The organism is Bacteroides sp. ET489 (assembly GCF_030518095.1).
Classification (GTDB): Bacteria; Bacteroidota; Bacteroidia; order Bacteroidales; family Bacteroidaceae; genus Bacteroides; species Bacteroides ndongoniae.
This window is the reverse complement of record NZ_JAULLJ010000129.1, coordinates 1-587: the sequence shown is the minus strand read 5'-3', so window position 1 is coordinate 587 and position 587 is coordinate 1. Positions and strand designations below refer to the sequence as shown.

Genomic DNA, 587 nt, shown 5'->3' with positions numbered 1-587 from the left:
CTGTACTTCCTGCCATTTTCCTGCACTATCATCCGCTTGTTCTTCAACACTGTGATGAGTTTAACCAGCTTGTTGTCGCTTAACGGAACACCCACCAAGGCATACGACTCTTTCAATGCTTTGCTCAGTTCCTTATATCCGTATTCGTCCTGTAACGAAAATGCTGCTTCCAGTGCTATCCGGTGCTGTTGCTCGGAAATGTCCTTGCAGGCATCGAACCTTTCGCCTTGGGGTCTGCCGGGTGCTTTGGCTTCTGTCTGATAATCCTCTATCAGTTCGGGCAGTGCCCTGTCATTAATGCGGAAGGCAAATGGCTCGAAGTCCATTGCACGGATGTGCATGGCGGAAACCTTGCTTATGTCCCCGTTGCTCTTGTCCTTTTCAACAAGTAGCACGGTTTCTGCCTTGTTGTTCAGTTCCGTGCCGATATGTCCCCTCGCGTTCTCATCCCCCTTGTTCTGGTGGAGTATCGTGTGGATATGTATCTGCCTGTCGTCCGTCCACTGCATCAGTTTCGATATGATGCGTGTCGATTCGCTGGGGCTGTTGATGTCATACACCATGTCACGGATACCGTCTATCACCAC

1 pseudogene is annotated in these 587 nt (G+C 50.3%); it reads right to left on the bottom strand.

Annotation, left to right across the window (positions count from 1 at the left end):
- Positions 1 to 587: pseudogene (locus Q3C19_RS18345) on the bottom strand (mobilization protein); the annotation flags it as partial.